Origin of the sequence: Pseudomonas sp. NPDC090201, assembly GCF_044746825.1 — a bacterium.
In the GTDB taxonomy this organism is placed as follows: Bacteria; Pseudomonadota; Gammaproteobacteria; order Pseudomonadales; family Pseudomonadaceae; genus Aquipseudomonas; species Aquipseudomonas putida_AD.
Genome location: NZ_JBIVCX010000001.1, coordinates 178,140 through 204,291, shown reverse-complemented (window position 1 = coordinate 204,291; position 26,152 = coordinate 178,140). Strand labels below are relative to the sequence as shown.

Sequence of the window (26,152 nt, the reverse complement as noted above, 5' to 3'; positions counted from 1 at the left end):
CTCCTTTTCTGATTTCAATGAAGGCTTCCGGTGCCTGGCTCTGATGGCTGGCTGGCGTGAAGTGGCGCGCAGTTTAGCCGAAGGCGCCGGTGGCGTTGGTCTGCAATCTGGTAAACGTCGCTTCTGATGGCAGTAAACGACGCCTCTTTGGCAGAGAACGAAACCGCGCGCCGATTGAGCGCGAAAGCCGCCGGCCTCAGACTTTTCCTCAACGCGCCAACACCGGCGCGGCCCTTTGAGGAGCATCGCCATGACCCAAGAAATCGCCGGTATCAAGATCCCCGACAGCGCCCTGGCACGCGCCACCACCGAGTACATCCGTGAGCAGGAAACCGACCTGCTGTTCCATCACTCCCGTCGCGTGTTCCTGTGGGGCGCCCTGACCGGCGAGCGCAAGGGCCTGAAATACGACGCCGAGCAGTTGTATGTCGGCGCGATGTTCCATGACCTGGGCCTGATGGAACAACACAGCAGCCCCGACCTGCGTTTCGAAGTCGACAGCGCCAATGCTGCCCGCGCCTTCGCCAAACCGTTCGGCCTTTCCGAAGGCGATCTGGAGCAAGTCTGGTTGTCCATCGCACTGCACACCACGCCGGGTGTGCCGGAGCACCTGCGCCCGAACGTGGCCCTGGTGACCGCAGGGGTGGAAATGGACGTGCTGGGCATCCAGTACGATGCGTTCAGCGACCAGCAGCGCGAAGTCGTGACCCACGCCCATCCACGCGGCGATGAGTTCAAGGAATGCATCCTCTGCGCATTCGCCAACGGTTTCCGCCACAAGCCGGACACCACCTTCGGCACCGTCAACGCCGACGTGCTGGTGGATGAAGATCCGAAATTCAAGCCGATGAATTTCGTCAACATCATCCGCAGCTCGTCGTGGAAGGCTTGAAGCGTCTGGCGTAGGCGCTACTGAAACACGGCTTTTCTGTAGGAGTGAGCTTGCTCGCGATAGCGGTGGGGCAGTGACCCCTGCATTGTCTGAATGACCGCGATCGCGAGCAAGTTCACTCCTACAGTGGTTGTGGTGTTCGGCGGGACTGAGGCATCCGTGAGGCGAAATCCTCAAATAACCCTCCTTCGGCATCACGCCAACCCCTGTTAGGCTCATGGCTGGTCGGCCCATGAAGGGCTGGCGTCGTTGCCAAGGGAGCCTGCATGACCTCCATCAGTACCGCCGCGCCCACCGTTCCGGGGCGGCTGGAACAGTTTTCAACCCGGGTGGCGTTCTTCATCACCGGGTTCAGCATCTCCGCCTGGGCGCCGCTGGTGCCCTATGCCAGGGATCGCCTCGGCCTGGACGACGCAGGCCTGGGCCTGTTGCTGCTGTGCCTGGGCATCGGCTCGATTGTGTCCATGCCCCTGGCCGGTGCCCTGACCGTGCGCTACGGCTGTCGGCGCATCATCCTGACGGTCGGCAGCATCGCCTGCCTGTGCCTGCCGTTGCTCGCCACCCTGACCCAGATACCGCTGATGGTCGCGACCCTGTTCATCTATGGCGCCAGCATGGGCGCGCTGGGGTGCGTGACCAACATCCAGGCAATCATCGTCGAGCGGGCCAGCGGCAGGACCATGATGTCGGGCTTTCACGGGTTGTTCAGTTGCGGCGGCATCGTCGGTGCGGCGGGCGTGTCGGCGCTGTTGAGCCTGGGCGTGTGGCCATGGCTGAGCATGACCCTGGTGGCGCTGTTCATCGTCCTGGCCATGTACAAGGCCGGCCCCAACCTGCTGGGGTACGGCAGCGAGGCGGGCGGGCCTGCCTTCGCCATTCCCCACGGCGTGGTGCTGTTCATCGGCCTGATGTGCTTCACCGTGTTTCTCACAGAAGGCGCGATGCTCGACTGGAGCGCGGTGTTCCTCAGCACCCAGCGCGGCGTCGAACCCTCCTATGCCGGGTTCGGCTACGCCGTCTTTGCGTTGGCGATGGCCATCGGCCGATTGTGCGGCGACCCCATCGTGCGGCGCTTGGGCGTGCACCGGATCATCCTGTTCGGCGGCTTGTGCGCAGCAGTCGGCATGGCCGTGGCTACCCTGGTCGAGCACTGGCAGGCGGCGCTGGTGGGATACGCGCTGGTGGGGCTGGGCTGCTCCAACATCGTCCCGGTGTTCTACAGCGCGGTCGGGCGGCAGAAGACCATGCCGGAGAATGTCGCGGTCCCGGCCATTACCACCCTGGGCTACATCGGCATCCTGATGGGCCCGGCGGGGATCGGCTTCGTCGCGCACCTCAGCAGCCTCGGCGCGGCGTTTCTGATTATCGCGCTGATGCTGCTGGGTGTGGCGCTCAGTGGTCGCTACCTGAAGGTGTGAGACTCAGAGCGGGCGCGCGGTGCCCGACACGCGAATCGAGCTGCCGGGCACGTCGCTGAACGTGGCGTGAATCCGCGAGCGGCTGCCCATGTCCTCGCCCTGCACGATGTCGATGGCGCCACCGTGATTCCAGCGAATGTCGCGCAGATAGCCGGTGAACGCCGCAGATGCTGCCCCGGTGGCCGGGTCCTCGTAGACGCCGCCAAAGGCGAACGGGTTGCGGGTGTGGAACAGGCGGGGGCTTTCGGCGAACACCAAAAGGATAGTCACCAGGCCTTCGCGCACCATCAGCTCACGGCCGCTGGCGAAGTCATAGCGCATGTTTTTCAGGGTGTCGCGACGGTTCAGCGCCAGCACCAGATGCTGCGCGCCGCCATTGATAAGGGCAGGGGGGATGCGCAGGTCGATGTCTTCGGCCTGCAGGTCGAACAGAGCCATGGCCGCGCTTAACAGCTCACGGCGGACCGGCTGGCTGTGGGTAGGCGGCGATTGCAGCGCGGCGGAGGTCAGCGTGCCTTGCTTGTGGCCTTCGACACTGATTCGCGCCTGGTTCAGTTGCAGCTCGTACAGGCCTTCGCCATAGCGGCCGGCCAATGCCGCACCCAGCGCAATGGTCGCGTGGCCGCAGAACGGCACTTCGGCTTCGGGGGAGAAATAGCGCACGCGCCAGGCATCGCCCTCGGGCACCGTAAACGCGGTTTCCGAATAGCCAACCTCGGCGGCGACCGCCTGCATCGTGGCGTCATCGGGGAAGATTTCGCCAATCCACACGCCGGCCGGGTTGCCGCCTTGATCGGCGTCGGAAAACGCCGCGAGTCTGAGGATGTCCAGTGCCATGTTCGAAGGATCCTTGCGCCTTGGGGAAGTTGTGCAAGTCTCGTTCAATCAGGGCACCGGATACCAACCAAAAGTGCTTATGCGTGGGATTCGCCGGGTTGATGCTCAGGCGCAATACCGCTCCCGCCGGCAAGCCGTGCTGCTACAGGGTATTACCGGGTGATGCTCAGGCCGGGATCATTGCGAAACCGACACCGAAGCGGTTCCAGGCGTTGATGGTGGCGATGGCCAGGGTGATGTTGGCCACATCGGCTTCGCTGTAGTGCGCAAGCAACGCTTCGTATTGATCCTGCGGGGCGTGGTGGATCGACAGCTGGGTCAGGCTTTCGACCCAGGCCAGCACGGCCTTTTCCTTGTCGCTGAAGAAAGTGGTTTCGGCCCACACGCTCAGGGTCTGCAGACGGGCTTCGGTTTCGCCAGCCTTGCGTGCATCGTTGGCGTGCATGTTCACGCAGTAGGCGCAGCCGTTGATCTGCGAAGCGCGCAGGCGGATCAGCTCCAGCAGCGAGTTATCCAGGCCGGACTTGGCCAGTGCGGTTTCGAGACCGACCATGGCTTTGTAGGCTTCAGGGGATTTCTGGGCCCAGGAAATGCGCTTGTTCATGTGGTTGTGCTCCGTAGCAGAAGTGGGAAAGTTCGTTGCGAGTGGCCCTACATTACGCTTGAGGTCGCAGGGACCGAATAGCCAATGGAACGGGATATTCGCAGACCAATTGCACGGGGCTGCCGTGATTGGTCTCCTGTCAGCGATCACGCTTCATGAACGCCGGCGACACGCTTTGCGCCTTGCCCCGCGAGTCCAGCGCTCTAGCATGTGAGCCATTCATCACAAGGAGTCATCCATGTTTGCCGGATTCCAGAAAGACCAGCGCCAGGTCAACGGCGTGCAGATCGCCTACCGCATCGGCGGCAGCGGGCCGGGCCTGTTGCTGTTGCATGGTCACCCGCAGACCCACGTCATCTGGCACAAGATCGCCGAACACCTGAGCCAGCATTTCACGGTGGTCGCCGCCGACCTGCGCGGCTACGGCGACAGCAGCAAGCCGCCCGCCAGCGAGGATCATTCCAGCTACAGCAAGCGGGAAATGGGCCGCGACATGGTCGAGTTGATGCGCGAGCTGGGCTTGTCGACGTTCTCGATTCTGGCCCATGACCGTGGTGCCCGCGTCGCCCACCGTCTGGCGCTGGATCATCCCCAGGCCGTGACGCGCATGGCGTTGCTCGACATCGCCCCGACCCTGGCGATGTACAGCCAGACCACCGAAGCCTTCGCCCGGGCCTACTGGCACTGGTTCTTCCTGATCCGCCCGGCGCCGCTTCCGGAAATGCTGTTGCAGGCAGATCCCGAGCAATACCTGCGCAGCGTCATGGGCAGCCGCAGCGCGGGACTGGCGCCGTTCACCGACGAAGCCTTCGCCGAGTACCTGCGCTGCCTGAGGTTGCCGGGCGCGGCACGCGGGGTGTGCGAGGATTACCGCGCCAGCGCCGGCATCGACCTGGAACATGACCGGGCCGACATCGCGGCGGGCAATCACCTGACCTTGCCGTTGCTGGTGTTGTGGGGCGGCGAGGGGACAGTGGGCAAATGCTTCGAGCCGCTCAAGGAGTGGCAGCAGGTCGCCACCGACGTGCGTGGCAAGGCGCTGCCGGGCGGGCATTACCTGGCGGAGGAAATTCCGCAAGAGTTGTTGGCCGAGGTGATGCCATTTTTGACTTAAACACGCCGCCACCACTACTGGTACTCCCACCGCTGCCCCTGTAGGAGTGAGCTTGCTCGCGATGGCGGAGTGTCTGTCACAGCACCATCGTCTGACTGGACACCATCGCGAGCAAGCTCACTCCTACAGGATGTGTTTCGTCAAGCAGAGGGTGTCTTGTCAGGCGCGGGAGCGGGTCAGTCGTCGGGCATCGCGGCGTGCCACCAGCTTTTCGCGCACCTTGTCGTACGCCATGTTGAACACCATGGTGTACGGCAGGAACAACAGCAACAGACCGATATCCAGCAGGAACGCTTCCCACAGGCTGATCGACAGCCACCAGGCGGCCAGTGGCACCACGGCGACGATCAGCCCGGTTTCGAAGCTGATCGCGTGCAGCGCCCGGACCTTGAGGGTCATGGCAAACCCGAGCCTGGCGCGCAGCCCGTCGAAGCCTGCGTTGAACAGCATGTTCCAGAGCATGGCGACGCTGGAGATCATCACCGTCATCGCGCCCATCTTGCCCAATGACTGGCCGAGCACCCAGGCAAGGCCGGGGGCGAACAGCACCACGCCGATGAGTTCGAACAGCAGCGCATGAAGAGCGCGCTCCTTGATGGATTTCGCTGGAACGGCCGACTTCGCGGCCTTGTTCTGCGACAGGGTGCTGACTGGCATGACAACTTCACTTTATGGCTGGGCAGGCGTGCATTGTCGTGGGGCAATGGACTAAAGTGAAAATTGTTCCCATCGGATAAACCGATGGATGAGTCAGAGTCCTGCCATGAGTTACTCACCCGAAGCCCTTGAGGCCTTCGCCCAGACCATCGCCCTGGGCTCGTTCAGCGCGGCGGCGCGGCGTCTGGGCAAGAGCCAATCGACGGTCAGCGAAGCCATCTCCCGGCTGGAGATCGACCTGGGGGTCGAGTTGTTCGACCGCTCCTCCAAACACCCGACCCTGACCGAAGCGGGTAAGGCGTTGCACGGGCGCATCGAGGAAGTGCTGGCCGCGTCCGACAAACTGCGCCGTGCCGCAGGGCAACTGGCCGGGGGCGTGGAGCCACGGCTGACGCTGGTGCTCTCGGATGCCAACCAGTTCGCCGAATTCGAGGCGCGCATGGCCGAGCTTGACCAGCGCTTCCCGGAACTTGAACTCGAATGCGTGTTTGCCGAGCACGGGGATGCCATCAACCTGATCCAGACCGGGCGTGCCTCGTTGGGGTTGTTGTCGGCCCAGGCCAGCTACCCGCCGGAAGTGGGGCACGCGACCATCGCCGAGCGTGCCGATTTCGGCCTGTTCGTGTCCCACAAGCACCCGCTGGCGGCCGAGAGCGCCGTCGATTATCGCAAGCTGGCCGAGCATCGCGCGCTGCGGCTGAACACCATCATCGATGAAAGCATCCCTACCGATGACTTGCCCAGTGGTGCGCGGCGCAGCTGGTCAGCGCCCAATTATCTCCTGCTGATGGACATGGCGATCTTCGGCTTCGGCTGGTCGGCCCTGCCGCGCTGGCTGGTGCGCGGTTACGCCCAGGGACGGCTCAAGGAGTTGCAGGTTCCCGGCTGGCCGCGCAGTTCGGCGGTGGACGTGATCTGGTCGCGACAGAAAAGCCTGGGGCCGGCGGGGGCGTGGTTGCTGGATACGTTGCTGGAGGGCAGGGGCGGGTATTGAGCCGGCATTTGTACTGACCTTCAGATCGACCCGCCGGCAAGCCGTGCTGCTACGGACCGTGTCGCGCCCCGATCCCGTAGCAGCCGGGCTTGCCCGCGGGGGCGGCCTCAAGGTCGACAATGTCCACCAACCGTGCGACGTTTTACCCTCAACGCAAACGATTGCGACCATCGGTCATCTTCCCGTCTTGAGCCCTGAACCCCTCTATTTCAAGGCTTGCCACCCTCCGATCGATCACCACCGGCGGCTTTTTACCCGGCCATCACCATCCCCCTACAAAAAAGAGGTTGAATAGTCACAGTAAATGTTATTTAAATAACAAAAATAATAACGCCCCCGATGCCTGTCGGAGGCGTGAACAAGGTACGACACACATGAACAAGATCGCGGTCATCGGCAGCAACATGGTGGATTTGATCACCTACATCGACCGGATGCCGGCCCTGGGGGAAACCCTGGAAGCGCCGGATTTCGCCATGGGCTGTGGCGGCAAGGGCGCCAACCAGGCCGTCGCTGCCGCCAAACTGGGCGCCGATGTGCTGATGTTGAGCAAGGTCGGCGACGACATGTTCGCTGACAACACCCTGGCCAACTTCAAGCGCTTCGGCATCGACACCCAGTTCGTGCAGCGCGTGCCGGGCGTGTCCAGCGGCGTCGCGCCTATCTTTGTGCAGAGCGATTCGCACAACAGCATCCTCATCGTCAAAGGCGCCAACGCCCACCTCAAACCCGCTGACATCGACGCCGCTCAAGCCGCCCTGCGCGACTGCAAGCTGATCGTCCTGCAGCTGGAAATCGAACTCGAAACCGTTTACTACGCCATAGATTTTGCGAAAGCCAACGGCATTCCCGTGCTGCTCAACCCGGCACCGGCGGTCAAGGGCCTGAGCCGCGAGCACCTGTCGAAGCTGGACTTCTTCATCCCCAACGAAACCGAACTGGCGCTGGTCACAGGGCGGGTTGTCGATTCGGTGGACTCCGCCCGCGCCGCCGCCTTGCAACTGGTACAGGACGGCATCCGCCACGTGATCGTGACCCTCGGTGAAAAGGGCGCGCTGTACGTGGGCGAGGAGGGTGAGTTTCGCGTCGAAGGCGTCAAGGTCGACGCGCGCGACACCACCGGCGCAGGCGACGCGTTCATCGGCTGCTTCTCCCACCACTGGAGCCAGGACGGCGACATGCGCCGCGCCATGACCCAGGCGGTTGCCTATTCCGCCTGCTCGGTCACGGGGCTGGGCACCCAGAGTTCCTACCCGGACGCTGCCACGTTCGGGCGTTTTCTCGACACGTTGTAAGTCACCCATGAGCCGCCGCGCCCCGACCGGTCAGCACGACCGGCAGGGCGGGGTATTCCCTGCACTTCACGGAGAACAACAATGACAAAGCCCGCGCTCCAACAATCACCGGACGGGTTCTACCTGAACCGCACGCCTTGGTTCGCCTTCATCCTGCTGTGCTGCTGCTTCGCGTTGTGGGCGGCGGCCGCGAGCATGAACGACGTGCTCATCGCGCACTTCAAGAAAGCTTTCCTGCTCAGCGATTTCCAGACGGCGTTCGTGCAGTCGGCGTTCTATCTGGGTTACTTCTTCGTGGCGATTCCGGCGGCGCTGGTCGTGCGCAAATTCAGCTACAAGACCACCATCCTGATCGGCCTGTTGCTGTACATGGTGGGCTGCTCGCTGTTCTTCCCGGCGGCATCCATGGCCAAGTACGGCATGTTCCTGATGGCGCTGTTCGTGATCGCGGCGGGCCTGTCGTTCCTGGAAACCGCCTGCAACACCTACTCGACCCTGATGGGCCCCCGTGAAACCGGCACCCGTCGCCTCAACATCTCCCAGACTTTCCACCCGTTCGGCGCTATGGCCGGGGTCTACGTCGGCAGCTTCGTGATGTTCAAGGACACCGACGCCACCCGCGAACAGTTGACCCAGATGAGCGCCTCCGAAGCAGCGATCCAGCAACTGGAAATGATCCAGTCGACCCTGCTGCCGTACAAATGGATGATCGCGGTGCTGATCCTGATGTTCGTGCTGATCGCCTTCACCAAGTTCCCGGCGTGCAAGGGCAATATCAAGGAAAGCGTCAAATCCAGCAGCCTGGGCCAGAGCCTGTCTCGCCTGTGGCGCAACCCGCGCTTCACCTTCGGGGTGCTGGCGCAGTTCCTGTACGTCGGCGCGCAAGTGGGCGTGTGGAGTTTCACCATTCGCCTGGCCATGCAAATGGGCGGGATGAACGAGCGCAGCGCGTCGTGGTTCCTGCTGACCACCTTCGCCGCCTACTTCGTCGGCAAGATGATCGCCAACCTGTTGATGCGCAAGATGCACCCGGCCAAGGTACTGGCGATCTACGGCGTGCTGACCATCGTGCTGCTGGCCTACACCATTCTGGTGCCGAACATCAGCGCCGTGTATGCGGCGGTGGGCGTGAGCATTTTCCTCGGGCCGTGCTGGCCGACCATCTACGGCTTGACCATCGACGGTCTGGGCGAAGACACCGGCGTGGGCGGTTCGCTGCTGGTCATGAGCATCGTCGGCGGTGGCGTGATGCCGATCTTCCAGGGCCTGCTGTCCGATGCAACCCACGGCAACATGCAGATTGCCTATAGCGTGCCGCTGCTGTGCTTCGTGGTGATCGTGGCCTATGCGATCAAGTGCATGCGTGACCCGCGCAGCGAGACGGCGCCGGTGGGCGCGGCGGTGACCGCCTCATGAAAACTACGACAATAGCTCTGTACCCGGAGCTGTTCGGCAGCGCCGAAAAGACGCTGCTCGAATCGGCCGACTTTCGCGTGCTGGCCTGGACCTATCCCAGTGGCGTGAAGGCCGTGGCGCTGGAGAACAATCGCGGACGTGTGGTGGTGTTGCCGTATCAGGGGCAGATGATCTGGTCGGCGGTGTTCGACTGCTGCGACCTGACCATGCGCAACATGTTCAGCCAGCCCCGTCCAAGCTCGACGGTGATCGGCACCTACGGTTGCTTCATGTTCCACAGCGGCATCCTGCGCAACGGCTGCCCGACGCCTCAGGACGATCACCCGTTGCACGGCGAAATGCCGTGCGCGCCGATGGACAGCGCCTGGCTGGAAGTGGGTGAAGACGCGGCGGGTGCCTTCCTGCGCCTGGGCGGCGAATACGAGTACGTGATGGGCTTTGGCGATCACTACCGCGCCCGTCCCGGCGTGACGTTGCGCGCAGGCTCGGGCCTGTTCGACATCGGCATGGACGTGCAGAACCTTGCCGGCAAGCCCATGGAACTGATGTACATGGCGCACATGAACTATGCCTACGTCGCTGACGGGCAGTTCGTCGAGCCGTTGGGCATCGAGGTCACGCGGGTGCGCAGCAGCGTGCCGGCCCATGTGAAACCCACGCCTGCCTGGTCTGGGTACATGGCTGAGCTGACCGAGGATCCGTCACGGCTCGACAGGCTGGATTCGCCGCAGTTGTATGACCCGGAGATTGTCTGCTTCTTCGATGGCGTGCAGGCCGATGCCAGGGGCGATGCGCATTTCCTGCTCAAACATCCGGCAGGGCCTGCGTTCTATACGCGGTACAAGCCTGCGCAGTTCGAGCACGCTGCGCGCTGGATCCTGCACAACGCCGATCAACAGGTGGCCGCCTTCGTGTTGCCTGCCACCTGCGAGCCGGAGGGCTATCTGGCGGAAAAGGCCAAGGGCAACGTGCGGGAACTGGCAGCGGGGCAGAGTGCGTCGTTCAGCGTGACGACGGGGTATCTGTCGACGGCAGAAGTTCAAGGCCTGTAGGAGCGCGCTTGCCCGCGATGCGATCTGTCTGTAGCTGATGTGACAACTGACACGACGCCTTCGCGGGCAAGCCCGCTCCCACAGGGTGCGGCGGTGACTGTGGGAGCGGGCTTGCCCGCGAAGGCGGAATATCAGGCGATGCAGGTGCTCGGGTGAATCACACCACCAACTGCGCCCCATACCCCTGAATCAGATCGCGATAAGGCTTGGGCAGTTTCTTGTCGCTGACCACCACATGAAAGTGCTCAAGGGTGGCGAAATGCGCGGTGCGCACGGCGTCGAACTTGGAGTGGTCGGCCAGCAGCATGCAGTGCCGGGCCTGGCGCAGGACCTTCTGCTTGACCTCCACTTCATTGAAGTTGAAGCAGGTCACGCCGAATTCGTCGCTCACCCCGGCGGCGGACACGAAGGCCCAGGTCAGGCGGATGCCGTCCAGGATGCTGGCCTCGCTGTGGTGCTCGAACACCTGGTTCTTGCGGTGGAAAGTGCCGCCACACAGGATCAGCGTGCAGTTGGGTTTGTGCTGCAACTTGAGCAGCACGTTGAGGGAGTTGCACACGGCGGTGAACTCCAGCTCGTCGGGGATGAAATCGATGACGAAGGGCACCGTGGTGCCGCAGTCGAAGAACACCGTGTCGCCGGGCTTGATGAAAGCCGCCGCCAGCTTGCCGATGCGGCGCTTTTCCTCGACATGGCGGGTGCCCTGTTCGGTGACCTTGTAATCGCTGGCTTCCGACGGATCGAAGGCCAGGGTGATGTGCCCGCCCAACAGGTGGAATTTTTCCGGATGACGGCCCAGGTCGCGGCGCAGGGTCATCTCCGAAACGTCCAGCAGGGCCGCCATTTCACGCAGGTGAATGGCCTTCTGGTCCTGCAGGGCTTGCTGGATCAATTTGATGCGGTCGGATTTTTTACTGTCCACAGGCATTCCGGCTGTCGATTGAATTTGGTGGAAAAATAACATTTTATGTTATGTTTGAAACATCTGGTGCGGCGCACACTCTTTTAGCTTAAAGCGTGCCGCTTGTAACGGCTTATCTCCCAGGAATCGCAATGAAGATCGAACCTGCAGCACTCGCTCAATACATCGACCATACCCTTCTGGCCGCCGATGCCTCCCGCGAGCAGATCGCCACATTGTGCCGTGAAGCGCTGGAGCATGGATTCTATTCGGTGTGCGTCAACTCGGGCCAGGTGCCCTACGCAGCGTCGCTGCTGACCGACGGCAAGGTCAAGGTCTGTGCCGTGGTCGGTTTCCCGCTGGGCGCGGGCCTGTCCGACACCAAGGCATTCGAAGCGAAGCAAGCGATTGCCGCAGGCGCGGGTGAAATCGACATGGTACTCAACGTCGGCGCCCTGAAAGACGGCCTGCTGGACTTCGTGACCGACGACATTGCCGCCGTCAAACAGGCCTGCGGTACAGTGCCGTTGAAGGTGATCCTGGAAACCTGCCTGCTCGACGACGCGCAGAAAGCCAAGGCCTGCGAAATCTGCCGCGAGCTGGACGTGGCCTTCGTCAAGACCTCCACCGGCTTCAGCAAGAGCGGCGCGACCCTGGAAGACGTGACGCTGATGCGCAAGGTGGTCGGCGCCGGTGTAGGCGTCAAGGCATCCGGCGGCGTGCGCGACTACGCAACCGCCGTGGCCATGATCGAAGCGGGCGCCACGCGCCTGGGCACCAGTTCAGGTATTGCTATCGTGAGCGGTGCGCAGGCGTCCGGCTCGGGTTACTGAGGCTTTTTCTCGCTACAGCAGTGGTTTGCGCCTGCCGCACCGTCATATTGGTCGTGCAGGCGCACCCACTCCATTATCTCTTCTTCGTTGCGGCCTTTCGGCGTCAAGTCCAGATAGTTGTAAGTGCCCACCAGAATGTCCAGCCCACGGGCGTAAGCCGAGTAGGTGTGGAAAATCTCCCCCGCCGCATTCTTGTAGAACACGCTCACGCCGGGCATTTCCTCTTCGGCGAAGTCGGTGGTCTCGTAGTTGTACTTCATCTTCTTCGCAGACATTTCGTCAGCGGTGGCTGACACGTGGAAGTCCTCATTGAAGGACGTGCCTGCCGACGACACCCATTTGAAGTGCCAGCCCATGCGCTGCTTAAACGCCTGAAATTCCTCAAGCGGCGCGTGGGAAACCGCCACCAGCGAGATGTCGTGGTGGGCCAGGTGCAGGTTGGCGCCGTCCAGATGGTCGGACAGGAACGAGCAGCCTTTGCAGCCTTCCTTCCAGCCCTTGGCGAACATGAAGTGATAGACGATCAGCTGGCTGTTGTTGCCAAACAGCTCGGCCAGCGTCTGCCGGCCATCGGGCGTGTCGAAGGTGTAGGCTTCGTCGATTTTCACCCAGGGCAGGGCGCGACGGTCGGCGCTGAGCTGATCGCGCTGGTGGGTGAGGGCCTTTTCCCGGGCCAGGTGTTCACGTCGGGCAGACAGCCATTCGGCGCGGGATACCACAGGATGCGAGTCGATGTTGCTCATGATGTTCTCCTTGCACAGGCATGTATGGGGCTTTGACACTGGCTAGTCGAACGGCGCTGTGTGAAATCGACAGAGAGCATCTGTAATGGCGCGGTCTGATCGGTCACCCGTAGGAGCGCGCTTGCCCGCGATCGCGGTGTGTCAGGTTGAACAACAGGCACAGACACGCCCCCGTCGCGGGCAAGCGCGCTCCTACGAACGGAATCCTTTCGGCACCTGGGTATGACCTGCGCCGTCGATCAATGGCAAACTGCCCGGGTACTCGAATCCTCTGGACCCCATCGTCTATGCCGCAACTCTCCCTGGCTCATTTCAAGGCTCGCTGGTTTTTCTGGCTGTGCATGGTGCTGATCGTGGTTGGCCTGCCGGTCGGTTGCGCGGCCTTGCAGCACAAGGAGCGTGAGCTGGTGTTCATGATCGAGCCGGGCACCGCCAGTTGGTACCACGGGATTCCTGCGGATGTGCAGGAACTGGAACTCAGGGCGCCGTCCTTTGGCCTGTCCCAGAATATCCACGCCTGGTGGTGGCCGGGCGAGAAGAAGGACGCGCCCTCGATCCTCTATCTGCACGGTTCGCGCTGGAACCTCACCGGGCAGTTTTTCCGCATCGAGCAGCTGCACGCCCTGGGCTTTTCGGTGCTGGCCATCGACTACCGGGGCTTTGGCCAGAGCAAGGGGCAACTGCCTTCGGAGGCTTCCGTCTATGAGGATGCGCGCATCGCCTGGGAGCGTCTCAAGCAGTTGCAGCCCGATCCGCAGAAGCGCCTGATCTACGGGCATTCCCTGGGTGGCGCGGTGGCGGTGGACCTGGCCGCTGAACTGGGTCGCGATGCGCAGAAGGGCGATGAGCCGATTCAGGCGCGCGGATTGATCGTCGAGTCGACCTTTACCAATCTGGCGGACGTCGCGTCCTCGGTCGCCAGCACCCGCACCTCGTTGCCGGTGCGCTGGCTGGTGTCGCAGAAATTCGATTCCATCGACAAGATCGCCGACATTCACATGCCGGTGCTGATCGTTCACGGCACAGCCGACGCATTCGTTTCGCCGCGCTTCAGCCAGCAATTGTTCGACGCGGCGCAAGAGCCGAAGAACCTGTTGATGGTGCCCGGCGGCAATCACAACAACAGCATGAACCTGGGGCGCCAGGCCTACGCCCAGGCAATCCAGGCATTGCTGGCGGCCAAGGCACCGGTGGCCCACAGCGCCCAGAACGCAGCGGCCAAACAACCCGGGTGAGTCGCCTCGCTACGCTGTCCGGTCGCCAGTAAAAACCTGTGGGAGCGGGCTTGCCCGCGAACGGGGAAGGTCCGGTAACGCGATGTTGTCTGGCTCACCGCTTTCGCGGGCAAGCCCGCTCCCACAGGGTTTCAGTGATGGAACATCGCAAGTACACCGGCAAGCCGTGCTGCTACGGGGCGGTCGTGTGCTCTACTGGGCGGGCTGGTGCTCGACCGAAAACGGCTTGTTCTGCACCACGACGCGGCCCGGGTGGCTGTCCGGCACCACGAAGCCCTTGAGCGCTTCGAGCAGCTTCTCGGGCTCTTCGATGGGCAGTTCGGCCAGTTGGTGCGGGGTCAGGTTCCACCACTGGCTGGCCAGCAGGCCGTCAATGATGTGCTGGTCGAAACGATAACGCTGCACCTTGGCCGGTGACCCCACCACGATGGCGTAGGGCGGCACGTCCTTGGTAATGAGTGACTGCGCGCCAATCACCGCACCGGTACCGATGGTCACGCCTTCCAGAATCAGGACATCCATGCCGATCCACACGTCGTGGCCGATCACGGTCTGGCCCACTTCCTCATGGGCCTGTGCAACCCCTGCCTGGCTCTGGCGCAGGCCAACCAGCCCACTGTGGGAACTGAGCCAGTCCAGCGGATGGGATTTGCGATTCTGACCGATGGTCACATTGCGCGCGATGGAACAGTAGCGGCCAATGCTGGCGACGTTCTGCAATTCGGTGCCGCTGACGATATCGGTATATGCGCCGATGCTCAGGCAAGCGGAGTTGATCTTGACCTGGTGCAGCTTGACCCCATGCTCCAGGGTCAGCTCCATCTTGCGTCGCAGCCCCTTGATCCCACTGTCCAGACGGCATTTGTTGTGGGCCAGAGCGCGCTTGAGCTGACGGTCCAGAAGCATGCGGCGAAAGAAATTCATAGGGGCGGTCTGCAACTTGCGAAGAGGAAGGCGCGATAACGTCGCGATGGTGTATTTTATGTTGATAACGGTTCGCAATGGTGCCACGTTTCGGGGCACCCGGTAAATCAGAGCTCGCGTCATGGACAAATACTCGAACGGCGAAGCCCACCTCACCCATTCCGACCGGGACTGGGTAGTGCGGGCCAAACCCTTGCCGCAGATGGAGCGGATCGAGGCGTATTTCCATGGACACGGTTTCGAGATGCATCGCCACGACACCTACGCCATTGGCCATACGCTGTCCGGGGTGCAGAGCTTCCGGTACGGCAAGGAAATGGTCAATAACCTGCCGGGCCAGACCATGGTCCTGCACCCCGACGAGCCCCACGACGGCCACGCCGGGACCGAGGACGGCTTCCGCTATCGCATGTTCTACCTGGAGCCGGCGATGATCCAGCAGGTGCTCGGCGGCAAGCCGCTGCCGTTCATCAAGGGGGGAGTATCGAGCGATCCGCGGCTGTTCCGGGCCACACAGACCTTGCTGCGGGACTTGCAGACCTCACTGGATCCGCTGGAACTGGATGATGCCGTCTACGACATCGCCATCGCCCTGCAAACCGCGGCGGGCGTGCGCAAGGGCAGGCAGCGCGTGGATTTTCCGGCCGCCGAGCGTGCGCGTGAGCTGCTGATGGCAAGCCTGGAGCAGGGCGTGACCCTGGACGAACTGGAACAGGCCAGCGACACCGACCGCTGGCGCCTGTCCCGGGATTTTCGCGCCCTGTTCGGCACCAGCCCCCATCGCTACCTCACGCTGCGGCGCCTGGATCTGGTGCGCCACTCGATCTCCTGCGGCATGTCACTGACCGACGCCTCGGTCATGGCCGGATTCGCTGATCAGAGCCACATGACCCGACACTTCGTCAAAACCTTCGGTTACCCGCCGGGCAAGTGGTTGAAGATGTTGGGTGTGCGGGATTGACCACTCTCGTCTCACCAACTCCATTTGCGTAGCAGCACGGCCTGCCGGCGGGGCGGTGTTGCAGACAACCCTGCATCGCCAGGCACGGCGCCCCCGCCGGCAAGCCGTGCTGCTACAGGGCCCCCGGCATCAACACCGCAATCAACGCCCTGACCACCCCCGGCAGGGCGTCGAGTTCCCTCACCAGAATGCTCCGTTCGCGCACCGCCCATGGTTCGTCCAGCTCGATGGTCACCAGTTTCATGGTGCGACTGTGACGCGAGGCGGCCGACTCGGGAATGATGCCGATCCCGACACCCGCTTCCACCATCCGGCAGATGGCCTCGAAGCTCGACACCTGAATGCGCAGCGACAGGTTCTGTCCCAGTCTTTCGACGTGATCGCGCAGGAAACTCAACAGCGTGCTGCCTTCGTGCAGGCCGATGTGCTGGAAAGCCAGGGTCTGCTTGAGGGTGACCTTCTTCTGCGCGGCCAGTTCATGGCCTGCGGGCACCGTGAGCACCAGGCGGTCGGTGCTGAAGTGCATCACCTGCAAACCCGCCGCTTCCACGGGCCCGGCGATGATGCCCATGTCGGTGCTGCCGTCGAGCACGCCGCGCACGATGTCCCGTGACAACCGCTCTTGCAGGTCCACTGTGACGCCCGGGCGCTGGGCCAGAAAGCCTGCCAGCACCTCGGGCAGGAACTCGGTCACGGCGGTGGTGTTGGCGAAGATGCGGATGTGCCCGGCTGAATCGGTGCCGTAGTGGGTGAACTCGCTTTTCAGGTAATCGACCTGGCTCATGATCAGCCGGGCGTGCTTGAGCAGGCGCTGGCCGGCCGGGGTCAGTTCCACGCCACGGCTGTCGCGGTACAGCAGGCGGGTGTCGAGTTGGCCTTCCAGGGCCTTGATCCTGGCGCTGGCGGCGGCAGGGGACAGGAAGGCGCGGCGGGCGCCCTGGGTCAGGCTCGGGGATTCGCCGATGTGAATGAAGAGGCGCAAGTCAGCCAGGTCGAAGTGCATGGTTGAATCCGAACGTTGCGAATACTGAGGGCCGTTCAGCATACATGAACGCCGGTATACGCAAATGCAAATTCACAGAATGCCGGACACATTCCATGATCGCCTCATAACAACAACCGCAGAGGGTTATCCCTTATGAGTTCGACAGATTCGCCGGTGGATTACAGCGCCTGGATCGGACGCACCGAAGAGGCTCAAGACCATCTGAGCCACAACCTGATCAAGCGCATTGCCGCCACCTTTGGCGAGCCGCTGCCAGCTGAAGGCGATGCATTGCCGCCGCTTTGGCAGTGGTGTTTCTTCCAGGAACCGGTGTTCGAAAGCCAACTGGGCAGTGACGGCCATCCGGCCCGCGGCGGTTTTCTTCCGCCTGCCGACAACCGCAACCGGATGTGGGCCGGTGGCCGCGTCGAATTCATCCAGCCGCTGAAAGTCGGTGCCGACGCCCATCGCCTGTCGACCATCCTGCATATCGAAGAGAAGCACGGCCGCACCGGCTCCTTGCTGTTCGTCACGCTGCGCCACGATTACTCGCAACACGGCGAGCTGTGCGTGCGTGAAGAACAGGACATCGTCTACCGCGAACCCAATCCGCCCAAGCTCACCAGCGGCGAGGCGCCAGACATGGGCGACTGGAGCGAAACCATCGAGCCGACGCCGACCCTGTTGTTCCGCTACTCGGCCGTGACCTTCAACGGCCATCGCATCCACTACGACTATCCCTACGTGACCGAAACCGAAGGTTATCCGGGGCTGGTGGTGCACGGGCCGATGATCGCCACTTTCAACCTGCGGGCGTTCATCCGCGCCAACCCTTCCAGGCGGGTGCGCCATTTCGCCTATCGCGGCGTGCGCCCGCTGAACGTGCCGACGCCGTTTCGCGTGGGTGGGCGCATCACCGAGCCAGGCACGGCGCAGTTGTGGGCCGGCAACGAAGCCGGTGTGGCCCAGAGCGCCGAAGTGCGTTTCGACTGACTTCTCTTCTTTTACAGAGCCGGCCGCGCATTCGCCGCGCCGCTGCCAGATGCGAGCACAGACCATGAGTCCATACGACAACGAAGACCTCAATGCCATCCGTGAAGGCGTGCGCGCCCTGTGCGCCGAATTTCCTGCCGAATACTGGCGCAAGATCGATGAAGAAAAGGGCTTCCCTGAAGCCTTCGTCAAGGCGCTGACCGATGCCGGCTGGCTGTCGGCGATGATCCCCACCGAGTACGGCGGCTCGGGCCTGGGGCTGGCCGAAGCCTCGGTGATTCTCGAAGAAGTGAACGCCTGCGGCGGCAACTCCGGCACCGTGCACGGCCAGATGTACAACATGTTCACCCTGCTGCGTCACGGCAGCGACGCGCAGAAAAGCTACTACCTGCCAAAACTCGCCAGCGGTGAACTGCGCCTGCAATCGATGGGCGTGACCGAGCCGACCACCGGCACCGACACCACCAAGATCAAGACCACGGCGGTCAAGCAGGGCGACAAGTACATCATCAACGGCCAGAAGGTCTGGATCTCGCGCATCCAGCATTCGGACCTGATGATCCTGCTGGCGCGCACCACGCCGCTGGCTGAGGTGAAGAAGAAATCCGAAGGCATGTCGATCTTCCTGGTCGACCTGCGCGAAGCCATCGGCAACGGCCTGACCGTGCAGCCGATTGCCAACATGGTCAATCACGAAACCAACGAGCTGTTCTTCGACAACCTCGAATTGCCCGCTGACAGCCTGATCGGCGAAGAGGGCAAGGGCTTCAAGTACATCCTCGACGGCCTGAACGCCGAGCGCACGCTGATCGCCGCCGAGTGCATCGGCGATGGCCGCTGGTTCGTGGAAAAGGCCAGCGCTTATGCCCGCGACCGCGTGGTGTTTGGTCGCCCCATCGGGCAGAACCAGGGCGTGCAGTTCCCGATTGCCGAAGCGCACATCGAAATCGAAGCGGCGGACCTGATGCGCTGGCGCGCGTGCGAAGAGTACGACAGCGGCAAGAATGCCGGTGCCGCAGCCAACATGGCCAAGTACCTGGCGGCCAAGGCCTCGTGGGAAGCGGCCAACGCCTGCCTGCAGACCCACGGCGGTTTCGGCTTTGCCAACGAATACGACGTGGAGCGCAAATTCCGCGAGACCCGCCTGTACCAGGTCGCGCCGATCTCCACCAACCTGATTCTTTCCTACGTCGCCGAGCACCTGCTCGAACTGCCACGCAGCTTCTGAGGACATCCCGATGAGTCATACCCAGGCAAGCCACACTCAGGTATTAGCGGGCTTCCTCGCCGAGCTGAAATACGAGCAGATTCCAGGCCACGTGCTGGACCGTACCGAAGACCTGTTCCTGGACTGGATCGGCTCGGCGCTGGCCAGCAAGGGCGCGCGGCCGATCCCGATTTTCGAGCGCTATGCCGAGCGCATGGGCCCGGCTGACGGCAAGGCCAAGGTGCTGACCAGCGACCGACGCACCTCGGCGTACTTCGCGGCGTTGGTCAACGGCGCCGCTTCCCATCTGGTCGAGCAGGACGATCTGCACAACAGCTCCGTGCTGCACCCGGCCACCGTGGTGTTTTCGGCGGTGCTGGCGGCGGCGCAGGACCTGGGCAAGTCCGGGCAGGATCTGCTGCTGGCGTCGGTCGCAGGTTACGAGGCGGGCATTCGTATCGGCGAGTTCATGGGCCGTTCGCATTACCGCATCTTCCACACCACCGCGACCGTCGGCACCCTCGCTGCAGCCGTGGCGGTGGGCAAGTTGCTGGACTTCAATCAGGAGCAGTTCATCAACCTGCTGGGCAGCGCCGGCACTCAAGCAGCGGGCCTGTGGGAGTTCCTGCGTGACGCGGCCGATTCCAAGCAGTTGCACACCGCCAAGGCCGCAGCCGACGGCTTGCTGGCCGCCTACATGACCGAGGACGGCCTGACCGGCGCGCGCAATATTCTTGAAGGCGACCAGGGCATGGCGGCGGGGATGTCCACCGACAGCGATCCGAAGTGGCTGTCCGACCGTCTGGGCACGCGCTGGGCGCTGGTGGAAACCTCGTTCAAGTTCCACGCCTCGTGCCGGCACACCCACCCGGCCGCCGATGCGTTGCTGCACCTGATGCAGCGCGAAGGCTTGCAGCACGACCAGATTGCCAAGGTCGTCACCCGTGTTCACCAAGGGGCGATTGACGTGCTGGGCCGGGTCGATGTGCCGCAGACGGTGCACCAGGCCAAGTTTTCGATGGGCGCGGTGCTGGGCCTGATTGCCGTGCATGGCAGCGCGCAGTTGATCGAATTTCGCGACCTGGCCCTGACCGACGCCGCCGTCGCAGCGTTCCGCGAGAAGGTCACGATGGAGCTGGACCCGGAAGTGGATGGCGCCTACCCGGCGCGCTGGCTGGGCCGGGTGATCGTCACCACCACTGACGGACGCACCCTGAGCGCGGCCATCGACGACCCCAAGGGCGATCCGGGCAACACCCTGTCGCGGCCTGAACTGGAAGCCAAGGTCCAGCGCCTGCTGGCGTTCTCCGGCGCACGTACGGTGGAGCAGGGCAAGGCGTTGATCGAGCGGGTCTGGCAACTGCGCGATGCGCGGGATCTGACGGATTTGGTTTAACTGCAAAACGAATTCCTTGTAGGAGCGCGCTTGCCCGCGAAGGGGTCAGCACATTCGGCATGACCGTATCTGAAACACCGCAATCGCGGGCAAGCGCGCTCCTACACAGGTGGGCCCTGAGAGGTTTTTAGACATGACTCAACACAATCCCCGTCCCCTGGACGGCATCACCGTGATCAGCCTGGAACACGCCATCGCCGCGCCATTCTGCACGCGCCAACTGGCGGACCTTGGCGCTCGGGTGATCAAGATCGAACGTCCGGGCACCGGTGACTTCGCCCGCGGTTATGACCAGCGCGTCGATGGCCTGGCCTCGCACTTCGTCTGGACCAACCGCTCCAAGGAAAGCCTGACCCTGGACCTCAAGCAGGACGTGGCTGGCGATATCCTTGAATCGCTGCTGGCCAAGGCTGACGTGCTGGTGCAGAACCTGGCGCCGGGCGCTGCGGCGCGCATGGGCCTGTCGTTCGAAACGCTGCATGAGCGTTTTCCGCGGCTGATCGTCTGCGATGTATCCGGCTACGGCGAAGGCGGCCCCTACGAGAAGAAGAAAGCCTATGACCTGCTGATCCAGAGCGAGGGCGGCTTTCTTTCGGTCACTGGCGGACCGGGCGAGAACGAAATGGCCAAGGCCGGTTGCTCCATCGCCGACATCGCCGCCGGCATGTACGCCTACACCGGCATCCTCTCGGCGCTGCTGCTGCGGGACAAGACCGGGGAGGGCAGCCGCATCGACGTGAGCATGCTGGAAAGCCTGGTGGAGTGGATGGGCTATCCGATGTACTACGCCTACAACGGCGCGCCGCAACCGCCACGGGCCGGGGCGTCGCACTCGACGATCTACCCCTACGGGCCGTTTCCCACCGGCGGTGGGGGCACCATCATGCTGGGCCTGCAGAACGAGCGCGAATGGGCACTGTTCTGCGAGAAGGTGTTGCTGGACAAGGCGCTGGCCACCGACGAGCGTTTTTCGGCCAACTTCAAGCGTTCGGAAAACCGCGAGGTGCTGCGCCAGATCATCGTCGACGGCTTTGCCGCGTTGAGCCTGGATGAGGTGGTGGCGCGTCTTGAGGACGCGCAGATCGCCAACGCACGGGTCAACGACATGCACGGCGTGTGGGACCACCCGCAACTCAAGGCCCGTGACAGCTGGCGCGAGGTGGACAGCCCGTCGGGGCCATTGCCGTCGCTGCTGCCACCGGGCCGCAACGCCGCCTTCACCCCGCGCATGGATGGCGTGCCGGGGCTGGGGCAGCACACGCAGAGCATCCTCGGCGAGCTGGGTTTTTCCGCCGAGGAGCAGGCGCGGATGAGTGCTGCGGGGGTGGTTTAAGGGCCGACGGAATTGCTCCCAGCCCCTGCACTCTGTGGGAGCGGGCTTGCCCGCGAAGAGGCCAGTGCAGGCGCCCCATCTTTGGTGTCTGGTGATCGGCCTTCGCGGGCAAGCCCGCTCCCACAGAGTCGGGTGGTGCTCTGACATTGATTCATGACCAAGGAATTTTTCAACCATGCCCCAACCCACCATCCGCTCCGCGCTGTTCGTCCCCGGCAGCCGACCCGAGCGTTTCGCCAAGGCGCTGGCTGCTGGCGCCGATGCGGTGATCGTCGATTTCGAGGATGCCGTCGAAGAGCCGCTCAAGCGCCAGGCGCGGGATCATCTGGCGGCGTTTCTGCAGGCCAACCCACAGGCGTCGGTCTGGGTGCGGGTCAATGCGCCGGATCATGCCGAGCATGGCGCTGACCTGGCGTTCTGCAAACAGCACGCGGGCGTGGTCGGCGTGCTGCTGCCCAAGGTTGAAAGTGCCGCCCATGTGGCGGCGGTGTGGGCCACTGGCAAGCCGGTATTGCCCATCATCGAAAGCGCCAAGGGCCTTCTGGCGTTGCAGGAAATCGCCCGGGCGCCGGGTGTCGAGCGCTTGTCGTTCGGCGGTCTGGACCTGGCGCTGGACTTGAACCTCAACACCGGCACCGCCTCGGCGCAGATGTTCCTCGATCAGGCGCGCATGTCGGTGCAACTGCATTCCCGAGGGGCGGACCTGCTGCCGCCGCTGGACGGCGTACACCCGGCCATTGGCGATCCCGACGGCTTGCACCGGGTCATCCGCCATGCCCACGACATGGGCTACGGCGGCGCGCTGTGCATTCATCCGGCGCAGGTGCCGGTGATCCACGCCGCGCTGGCGCCCAGTGTCGAGGATCTGGGCTGGGCCCGGCGGGTGGTGGACGCCAGTGCCGCAGCCGGCGGCGCAGGTGCCTTCCAGCTGGACGGGCAGATGGTCGATGCACCGGTGCTGTTGCGGGCGCAGCGATTGCTGGCCATGAGCGCAAGATGAGGCCCGTCCGCCATATGGCGTTCGGCTATGACGAATGCCGGCTTACATAAAAGCTGATTCTCTAAACACATCATGTTGGGCATGGTTAGGGTGCACAACGCTCAAGCAGTACCGATTGCTCCTACAAAAAATACGCTCCTACAAAAATAAAAAGGTGATATCGATGTTGAAGCTGACCAAGGCGCTGTTCTGCGCCGCTGCAGTCTCCGTGGCCGGTATGGCGCACGCTGACCCCGTCGTCATCAAGTTTGCCCACGTGGTGGCGGAGAACACGCCAAAAGGCCAGGGCGCCTTGATATTCCAGAAAATGGTCGCCGCCGACCCGGCCTTGAAAGACAAGGTCAAGGTCGAGGTGTACCCCAACTCTTCGCTGTTCGGTGACGGCAAGGAAATGGAAGCCCTGCTGCTCGGCGACGTACAGATGCTGGCGCCGTCGCTGGCCAAGTTCGAGCAATACACCAAGAAAACCCAGATCTACGACCTGCCGTTCCTGTTCAATGACCTGGCCGCCGTCGACCGTTTCCAGCAAGGCCCTCAGGGCAAGGCGCTGCTGACCTCGATGGACGACAAGGGCATTCACGGCCTGGCTTACTGGCACAACGGCCTGAAGCAGCTGTCATCGAACAAGAAGATGGTCGAACCCAAGGACGCCCGTGGCCTGAAGTTCCGCGTACAGGCTTCAAGCGTGCTGGAAGCGCAGTTCGTGGCGCTGCATGCCAACCCGCGCAAGATGAGCTTCGCCGAGGTGTACCAGGGCTTGCAGACTGGCACCGTCAACGGTACCGAGAACACCTGGTCGAACTATGAGAGCCAGAAGGTCAACGAGGTGCAGCCGTACTTCACCGAGTCCAACCATGGACTGATCGACTACATGGTCATCACCAACTCCAAGTTCTGGAACGGCCTGGCGCCCGACGTGCGCGACGAGCTGCAAAAGATCATGGATCAGGTGACGGTCGAGGTGAACAAACAGGCCGAAGCCCTGAACCAGACCGCCAAGCAGAAGATCATCGACTCCAAGACCAGCGAGATCGTGACCCTCACCCCCGAGCAGCGCGCCAAGTGGCGTGAAGTGATGAAGCCGGTCTGGGACAAGTTCTCCGAAGAAATCGGCCCGGACCTGATCAAGGCCGCGGACGATGCCAACCAGGCGTCTGTCGTCGCCCGATAAGACCGCTTCATCCAGGCAGTGATGTCTGCGTGGCCGCCGGGCTCCCGGTGGCCGCTCTCTCGACGTTCGGAGAATTCTTATGCAATCGCTGACGCGACTCTGGGAGCACCTGGAGGAGGGCATGATCGCCTTTCTGCTGGCTGCCATGACGCTGGTGACTTTCGTCTACGTGGCGCTGAACAACATCTACACGCTGTTTTACACCCTCAGCGACCAGTGGGCGGTCAGCAGTGATTTTTTCGCAGGGATCGGCGATCACTTGATGGGTTATGCCCAGGGCATGACCTGGAGCGTCGCCCTGACCAAGGCCTTGTTCGGCTGGCTGATTTTCTTCGGTATCTCCTACGGCGTGCGCACTGCCGGCCATCTGGGGGTCGATGCGCTGGTGAAAAAGACCAGCAAACCGGTGCAGCGGATTCTCGCGATGCTCGCCTGCGCCTGCTGCCTGGCCTACGGCGCGCTGTTCCTCATCGCCAGTTACAAATGGGTGTCGGCGCTGTTCGTGGCCGGGATCGGCGCCGAAGACCTGGACCGTTATGGCGTCAAGGTCGCCTACATCACCGTCATCGTGCCCATTGGCTTCGCGCTGGTGATCGCCCGTTATCTGGAAATTCTCTACCGCATCTGGACCCACCGGCAGACGGGCCTTGGGCTGGCCGACGAGGCAGCAGAAGCCAGCAAACTGGCCAACCCTAACGAGGAGCAACACTGATGACCGTTCTTTGTCTGTTCCTCCTGCTGTTCGTGTTCATGTTCCTGGGCGTGCCCATTGCGATTTCGCTGGGCCTGTCCGGTGCAGTGTCGATCCTGCTGTTCAGCCAGGATTCGCTCAGTTCGCTGGCGATCAAGCTGTTCGAAACGTCCGACAGCTACACCTTTCTGGCGATTCCGTTCTTCCTGCTGTCCGGCGCGTTCATGACCACAGGTGGCGTGGCGCAGCGGCTGATCGACTTTGCCAACGCCTGCGTGGGCCACATTCGCGGCGGTCTGGCGATTGCGGCGGTGCTGGCCTGCATGTTGTTCGCGGCGTTGTCTGGCTCTTCGCCTGCCACGGTGGCGGCGGTGGGTTCGATTGCCGTGGCCGGCATGGTGCGTTCGGGTTACCCGAAGGAATTCGGCGCCGGGATCATCTGTAACGCCGGTACCCTGGGCATCCTGATTCCGCCGTCGATCGTGATGGTGGTGTACTCGGCGGCCACCGAGACTTCGGTGGGCAAACTGTTCATCGCAGGGGTGGTGCCGGGAATCCTGCTGGGCGTGATCCTGATGGTGGTGATCTACATCGTCGCCCGGGTCAAGAAGCTGCCAGCGCAACCACGGGTGTCGTTCCGCCAGTGGCTGGCGACCGCGCGCCGGGCGTTCTGGGGCTTGCTGTTGCTGGTGATTATTCTGGGCGGCATCTACAGCGGCATGTTCACGCCCACCGAAGCTGCGGCCGTGGCGGCGGTGTATTCGGCGTTCATTGCGCTGTTCGTCTACAAGGACATGAGTCTGCGTGACTGCCCCAAGGTGCTCCTGGAGTCCGGGCGGCTGAGCATCATGCTGATGTTCATCATCGCCAACGCCATGCTGTTCGCCCACGTCCTGACCACCGAGCAGATCCCGCAGCAGATCACCAACTGGGTGATTTCCGAAGGGCTGACGCCGATTGGCTTCCTGATCATGGTCAACGTGGTGTTGCTGGTGGCGGGCAGTTTCATGGAGCCTTCGGCCATCGTGCTGATCCTGGCGCCGATTTTCTTCCCGATTGCCACCAAGCTTGGGATCGACCCGATTCACCTGGGCATCGTGATGGTGGTGAACATGGAAATCGGCCTGGTGCACCCGCCGGTGGGGCTGAACCTGTTCGTGACCTCGGCGGTGACCGGCCTGACCCTCGGGCAGACGATCCGCGCGGCGCTGCCGTGGTTGTCTATCCTGTTGTTGTTCCTGATTCTGGTGACGTACGTGCCGTTCATCTCGCTGGCCCTGCCGAACTGGCTGGGCATGCCATGACGGCGTGAGTCACTGACCGAACTGTGAGCGCAGTGCCTTGGCCCTCGTCGACCTTGAGTCTTCGGGGGCTTTTTTCATACTTATACCGAACGTTTCCGAACCCGTAGGAGCGCGCTTGCCCGCGATTGCGGTGTGTCTGTGCCAGATGTGGTGAATGACACGGTGCGGTCGTCCGGATGCGGCCCAGAGCAAGCGC

The 26,152-nt window shown here is 62.9% G+C and carries 25 protein-coding genes; 18 read left to right on the top strand and 7 right to left on the bottom strand.

Annotated elements, in window-relative coordinates; genetic code table 11:
* Positions 1 to 250: 250 nt before the first annotated feature.
* On the top strand, positions 251 to 892 hold the full coding sequence (locus ACIPOO_RS00860; RefSeq protein WP_400603738.1) for an HD domain-containing protein: 642 nt from the start codon (positions 251 to 253) through the stop codon (positions 890 to 892).
* Positions 893 to 1,158: 266 nt separating this feature from the next.
* A complete protein-coding gene (locus ACIPOO_RS00855; RefSeq protein ID WP_400603736.1) occupies positions 1,159 to 2,310 on the top strand; it encodes an MFS transporter in 1,152 nt (383 codons plus the stop codon).
* A 3-nt stretch (positions 2,311 to 2,313) separates the two neighbouring features.
* On the opposite strand, the gene ACIPOO_RS00850 is transcribed toward ACIPOO_RS00855, so the two are convergent.
* Positions 2,314 to 3,147 carry a PhzF family phenazine biosynthesis protein gene (locus ACIPOO_RS00850; RefSeq protein ID WP_400603734.1) on the bottom strand — a complete coding sequence of 278 codons (834 nt, stop codon included), beginning with the start codon at positions 3,145 to 3,147 and terminating at the stop codon, positions 2,314 to 2,316.
* Positions 3,148 to 3,313: 166 nt separating this feature from the next.
* Positions 3,314 to 3,751, bottom strand: a complete 438-nt coding sequence (locus ACIPOO_RS00845) for a carboxymuconolactone decarboxylase family protein (protein WP_274131825.1) — start codon at positions 3,749 to 3,751, stop codon at positions 3,314 to 3,316.
* A 238-nt stretch (positions 3,752 to 3,989) separates the two neighbouring features.
* On the opposite strand from ACIPOO_RS00845, the gene ACIPOO_RS00840 reads away from it, so the two are divergent.
* Positions 3,990 to 4,865, top strand: a complete 876-nt coding sequence (locus ACIPOO_RS00840) for an alpha/beta fold hydrolase (RefSeq protein WP_400603731.1) — start codon at positions 3,990 to 3,992, stop codon at positions 4,863 to 4,865.
* Positions 4,866 to 5,024: 159 nt separating this feature from the next.
* Here ACIPOO_RS00840 and ACIPOO_RS00835 read toward each other — a convergent pair whose 3' ends face one another.
* Positions 5,025 to 5,522, bottom strand: a complete 498-nt coding sequence (locus ACIPOO_RS00835) for a multidrug/biocide efflux PACE transporter (protein WP_400603729.1) — start codon at positions 5,520 to 5,522, stop codon at positions 5,025 to 5,027.
* A 106-nt stretch (positions 5,523 to 5,628) separates the two neighbouring features.
* On the opposite strand from ACIPOO_RS00835, the gene ACIPOO_RS00830 reads away from it, so the two are divergent.
* The 4 genes from ACIPOO_RS00830 (at position 5,629) to ACIPOO_RS00815 (ending at position 10,279) form a co-directional block, all read left to right on the top strand.
* Positions 5,629 to 6,516, top strand: a complete 888-nt coding sequence (locus tag ACIPOO_RS00830) for a LysR family transcriptional regulator (RefSeq protein WP_400603727.1) — start codon at positions 5,629 to 5,631, stop codon at positions 6,514 to 6,516.
* A 374-nt stretch (positions 6,517 to 6,890) separates the two neighbouring features.
* A complete protein-coding gene (gene rbsK / locus ACIPOO_RS00825; protein ID WP_400603725.1) occupies positions 6,891 to 7,811 on the top strand; it encodes a ribokinase in 921 nt (306 codons plus the stop codon).
* An 81-nt stretch (positions 7,812 to 7,892) separates the two neighbouring features.
* A complete protein-coding gene (gene fucP / locus ACIPOO_RS00820; protein WP_400603723.1) occupies positions 7,893 to 9,227 on the top strand; it encodes an L-fucose:H+ symporter permease in 1,335 nt (444 codons plus the stop codon).
* On the top strand, positions 9,224 to 10,279 hold the full coding sequence (locus ACIPOO_RS00815) for an aldose 1-epimerase family protein (RefSeq protein WP_400603721.1): 1,056 nt from the start codon (positions 9,224 to 9,226) through the stop codon (positions 10,277 to 10,279). Before fucP ends, ACIPOO_RS00815 begins: the two co-directional genes overlap by 4 nt.
* A 157-nt stretch (positions 10,280 to 10,436) precedes the next feature.
* On the opposite strand, the gene deoR is transcribed toward ACIPOO_RS00815, so the two are convergent.
* Positions 10,437 to 11,207: a DNA-binding transcriptional repressor DeoR gene (deoR, locus tag ACIPOO_RS00810; protein WP_274131832.1), complete on the bottom strand. Its 771-nt coding sequence runs from the start codon at positions 11,205 to 11,207 to the stop codon at positions 10,437 to 10,439.
* A 125-nt stretch (positions 11,208 to 11,332) separates the two neighbouring features.
* Between deoR and deoC the strand changes: the two genes are divergently transcribed.
* Positions 11,333 to 12,013 (top strand): deoxyribose-phosphate aldolase, encoded by a 681-nt coding sequence (deoC, locus tag ACIPOO_RS00805; protein WP_274131833.1) that lies wholly within the window; start codon positions 11,333 to 11,335, stop codon positions 12,011 to 12,013.
* Here the strand turns inward: deoC and ACIPOO_RS00800 are convergent.
* Positions 12,007 to 12,756 carry a DUF899 domain-containing protein gene (locus tag ACIPOO_RS00800; RefSeq protein WP_400603718.1) on the bottom strand — a complete coding sequence of 250 codons (750 nt, stop codon included), beginning with the start codon at positions 12,754 to 12,756 and terminating at the stop codon, positions 12,007 to 12,009. The genes deoC and ACIPOO_RS00800 overlap by 7 nt on opposite strands.
* A 287-nt stretch (positions 12,757 to 13,043) precedes the next feature.
* On the opposite strand from ACIPOO_RS00800, the gene ACIPOO_RS00795 reads away from it, so the two are divergent.
* Complete coding sequence (locus ACIPOO_RS00795) at positions 13,044 to 13,991, top strand: alpha/beta hydrolase (RefSeq protein ID WP_400603716.1); 948 nt, start codon at positions 13,044 to 13,046, stop codon at positions 13,989 to 13,991.
* A gap of 192 nt (positions 13,992 to 14,183) precedes the next feature.
* On the opposite strand, the gene ACIPOO_RS00790 is transcribed toward ACIPOO_RS00795, so the two are convergent.
* The gene (locus ACIPOO_RS00790) at positions 14,184 to 14,915 is read right to left on the bottom strand and encodes a CatB-related O-acetyltransferase (RefSeq protein ID WP_400603714.1); all 732 of its coding nucleotides are present in this window, start codon (positions 14,913 to 14,915) and stop codon (positions 14,184 to 14,186) included.
* Positions 14,916 to 15,036: 121 nt separating this feature from the next.
* Between ACIPOO_RS00790 and ACIPOO_RS00785 the strand changes: the two genes are divergently transcribed.
* On the top strand, positions 15,037 to 15,876 hold the full coding sequence (locus ACIPOO_RS00785; protein ID WP_400603712.1) for an AraC family ligand binding domain-containing protein: 840 nt from the start codon (positions 15,037 to 15,039) through the stop codon (positions 15,874 to 15,876).
* A gap of 112 nt (positions 15,877 to 15,988) precedes the next feature.
* Here the strand turns inward: ACIPOO_RS00785 and ACIPOO_RS00780 are convergent, their stop codons facing one another.
* Positions 15,989 to 16,879: a LysR family transcriptional regulator gene (locus ACIPOO_RS00780; RefSeq protein ID WP_274131838.1), complete on the bottom strand. Its 891-nt coding sequence runs from the start codon at positions 16,877 to 16,879 to the stop codon at positions 15,989 to 15,991.
* 135 nt (positions 16,880 to 17,014) lie between these two features.
* On the opposite strand from ACIPOO_RS00780, the gene ACIPOO_RS00775 reads away from it, so the two are divergent.
* From ACIPOO_RS00775 to dctM, 8 genes are all read left to right on the top strand, one after another.
* Entirely contained in the window at positions 17,015 to 17,854 is an 840-nt protein-coding gene (locus ACIPOO_RS00775) for a MaoC family dehydratase N-terminal domain-containing protein (RefSeq protein WP_400603710.1), read from the top strand.
* 64 nt (positions 17,855 to 17,918) lie between these two features.
* A complete protein-coding gene (locus ACIPOO_RS00770) occupies positions 17,919 to 19,082 on the top strand; it encodes an acyl-CoA dehydrogenase family protein (protein WP_274131841.1) in 1,164 nt (387 codons plus the stop codon).
* Between the two features lie 10 nt (positions 19,083 to 19,092).
* Entirely contained in the window at positions 19,093 to 20,457 is a 1,365-nt protein-coding gene (locus ACIPOO_RS00765) for an MmgE/PrpD family protein (protein ID WP_400603707.1), read from the top strand.
* A gap of 133 nt (positions 20,458 to 20,590) precedes the next feature.
* Positions 20,591 to 21,790, top strand: a complete 1,200-nt coding sequence (locus tag ACIPOO_RS00760; RefSeq protein ID WP_400603705.1) for a CaiB/BaiF CoA transferase family protein — start codon at positions 20,591 to 20,593, stop codon at positions 21,788 to 21,790.
* A gap of 175 nt (positions 21,791 to 21,965) precedes the next feature.
* A complete protein-coding gene (locus ACIPOO_RS00755) occupies positions 21,966 to 22,790 on the top strand; it encodes an HpcH/HpaI aldolase/citrate lyase family protein (protein WP_400603703.1) in 825 nt (274 codons plus the stop codon).
* Positions 22,791 to 22,953: 163 nt separating this feature from the next.
* The gene (locus ACIPOO_RS00750; RefSeq protein WP_274131845.1) at positions 22,954 to 23,961 is read left to right on the top strand and encodes a TRAP transporter substrate-binding protein; all 1,008 of its coding nucleotides are present in this window, start codon (positions 22,954 to 22,956) and stop codon (positions 23,959 to 23,961) included.
* A gap of 79 nt (positions 23,962 to 24,040) precedes the next feature.
* A complete protein-coding gene (locus tag ACIPOO_RS00745; protein ID WP_274131848.1) occupies positions 24,041 to 24,673 on the top strand; it encodes a TRAP transporter small permease in 633 nt (210 codons plus the stop codon).
* Positions 24,673 to 25,956: a C4-dicarboxylate TRAP transporter large permease protein DctM gene (dctM, locus tag ACIPOO_RS00740; RefSeq protein ID WP_400603699.1), complete on the top strand. Its 1,284-nt coding sequence runs from the start codon at positions 24,673 to 24,675 to the stop codon at positions 25,954 to 25,956. The genes ACIPOO_RS00745 and dctM overlap by 1 nt, the downstream gene beginning before the upstream one ends.
* The last annotated feature ends 196 nt before the right edge of the window (positions 25,957 to 26,152 follow it).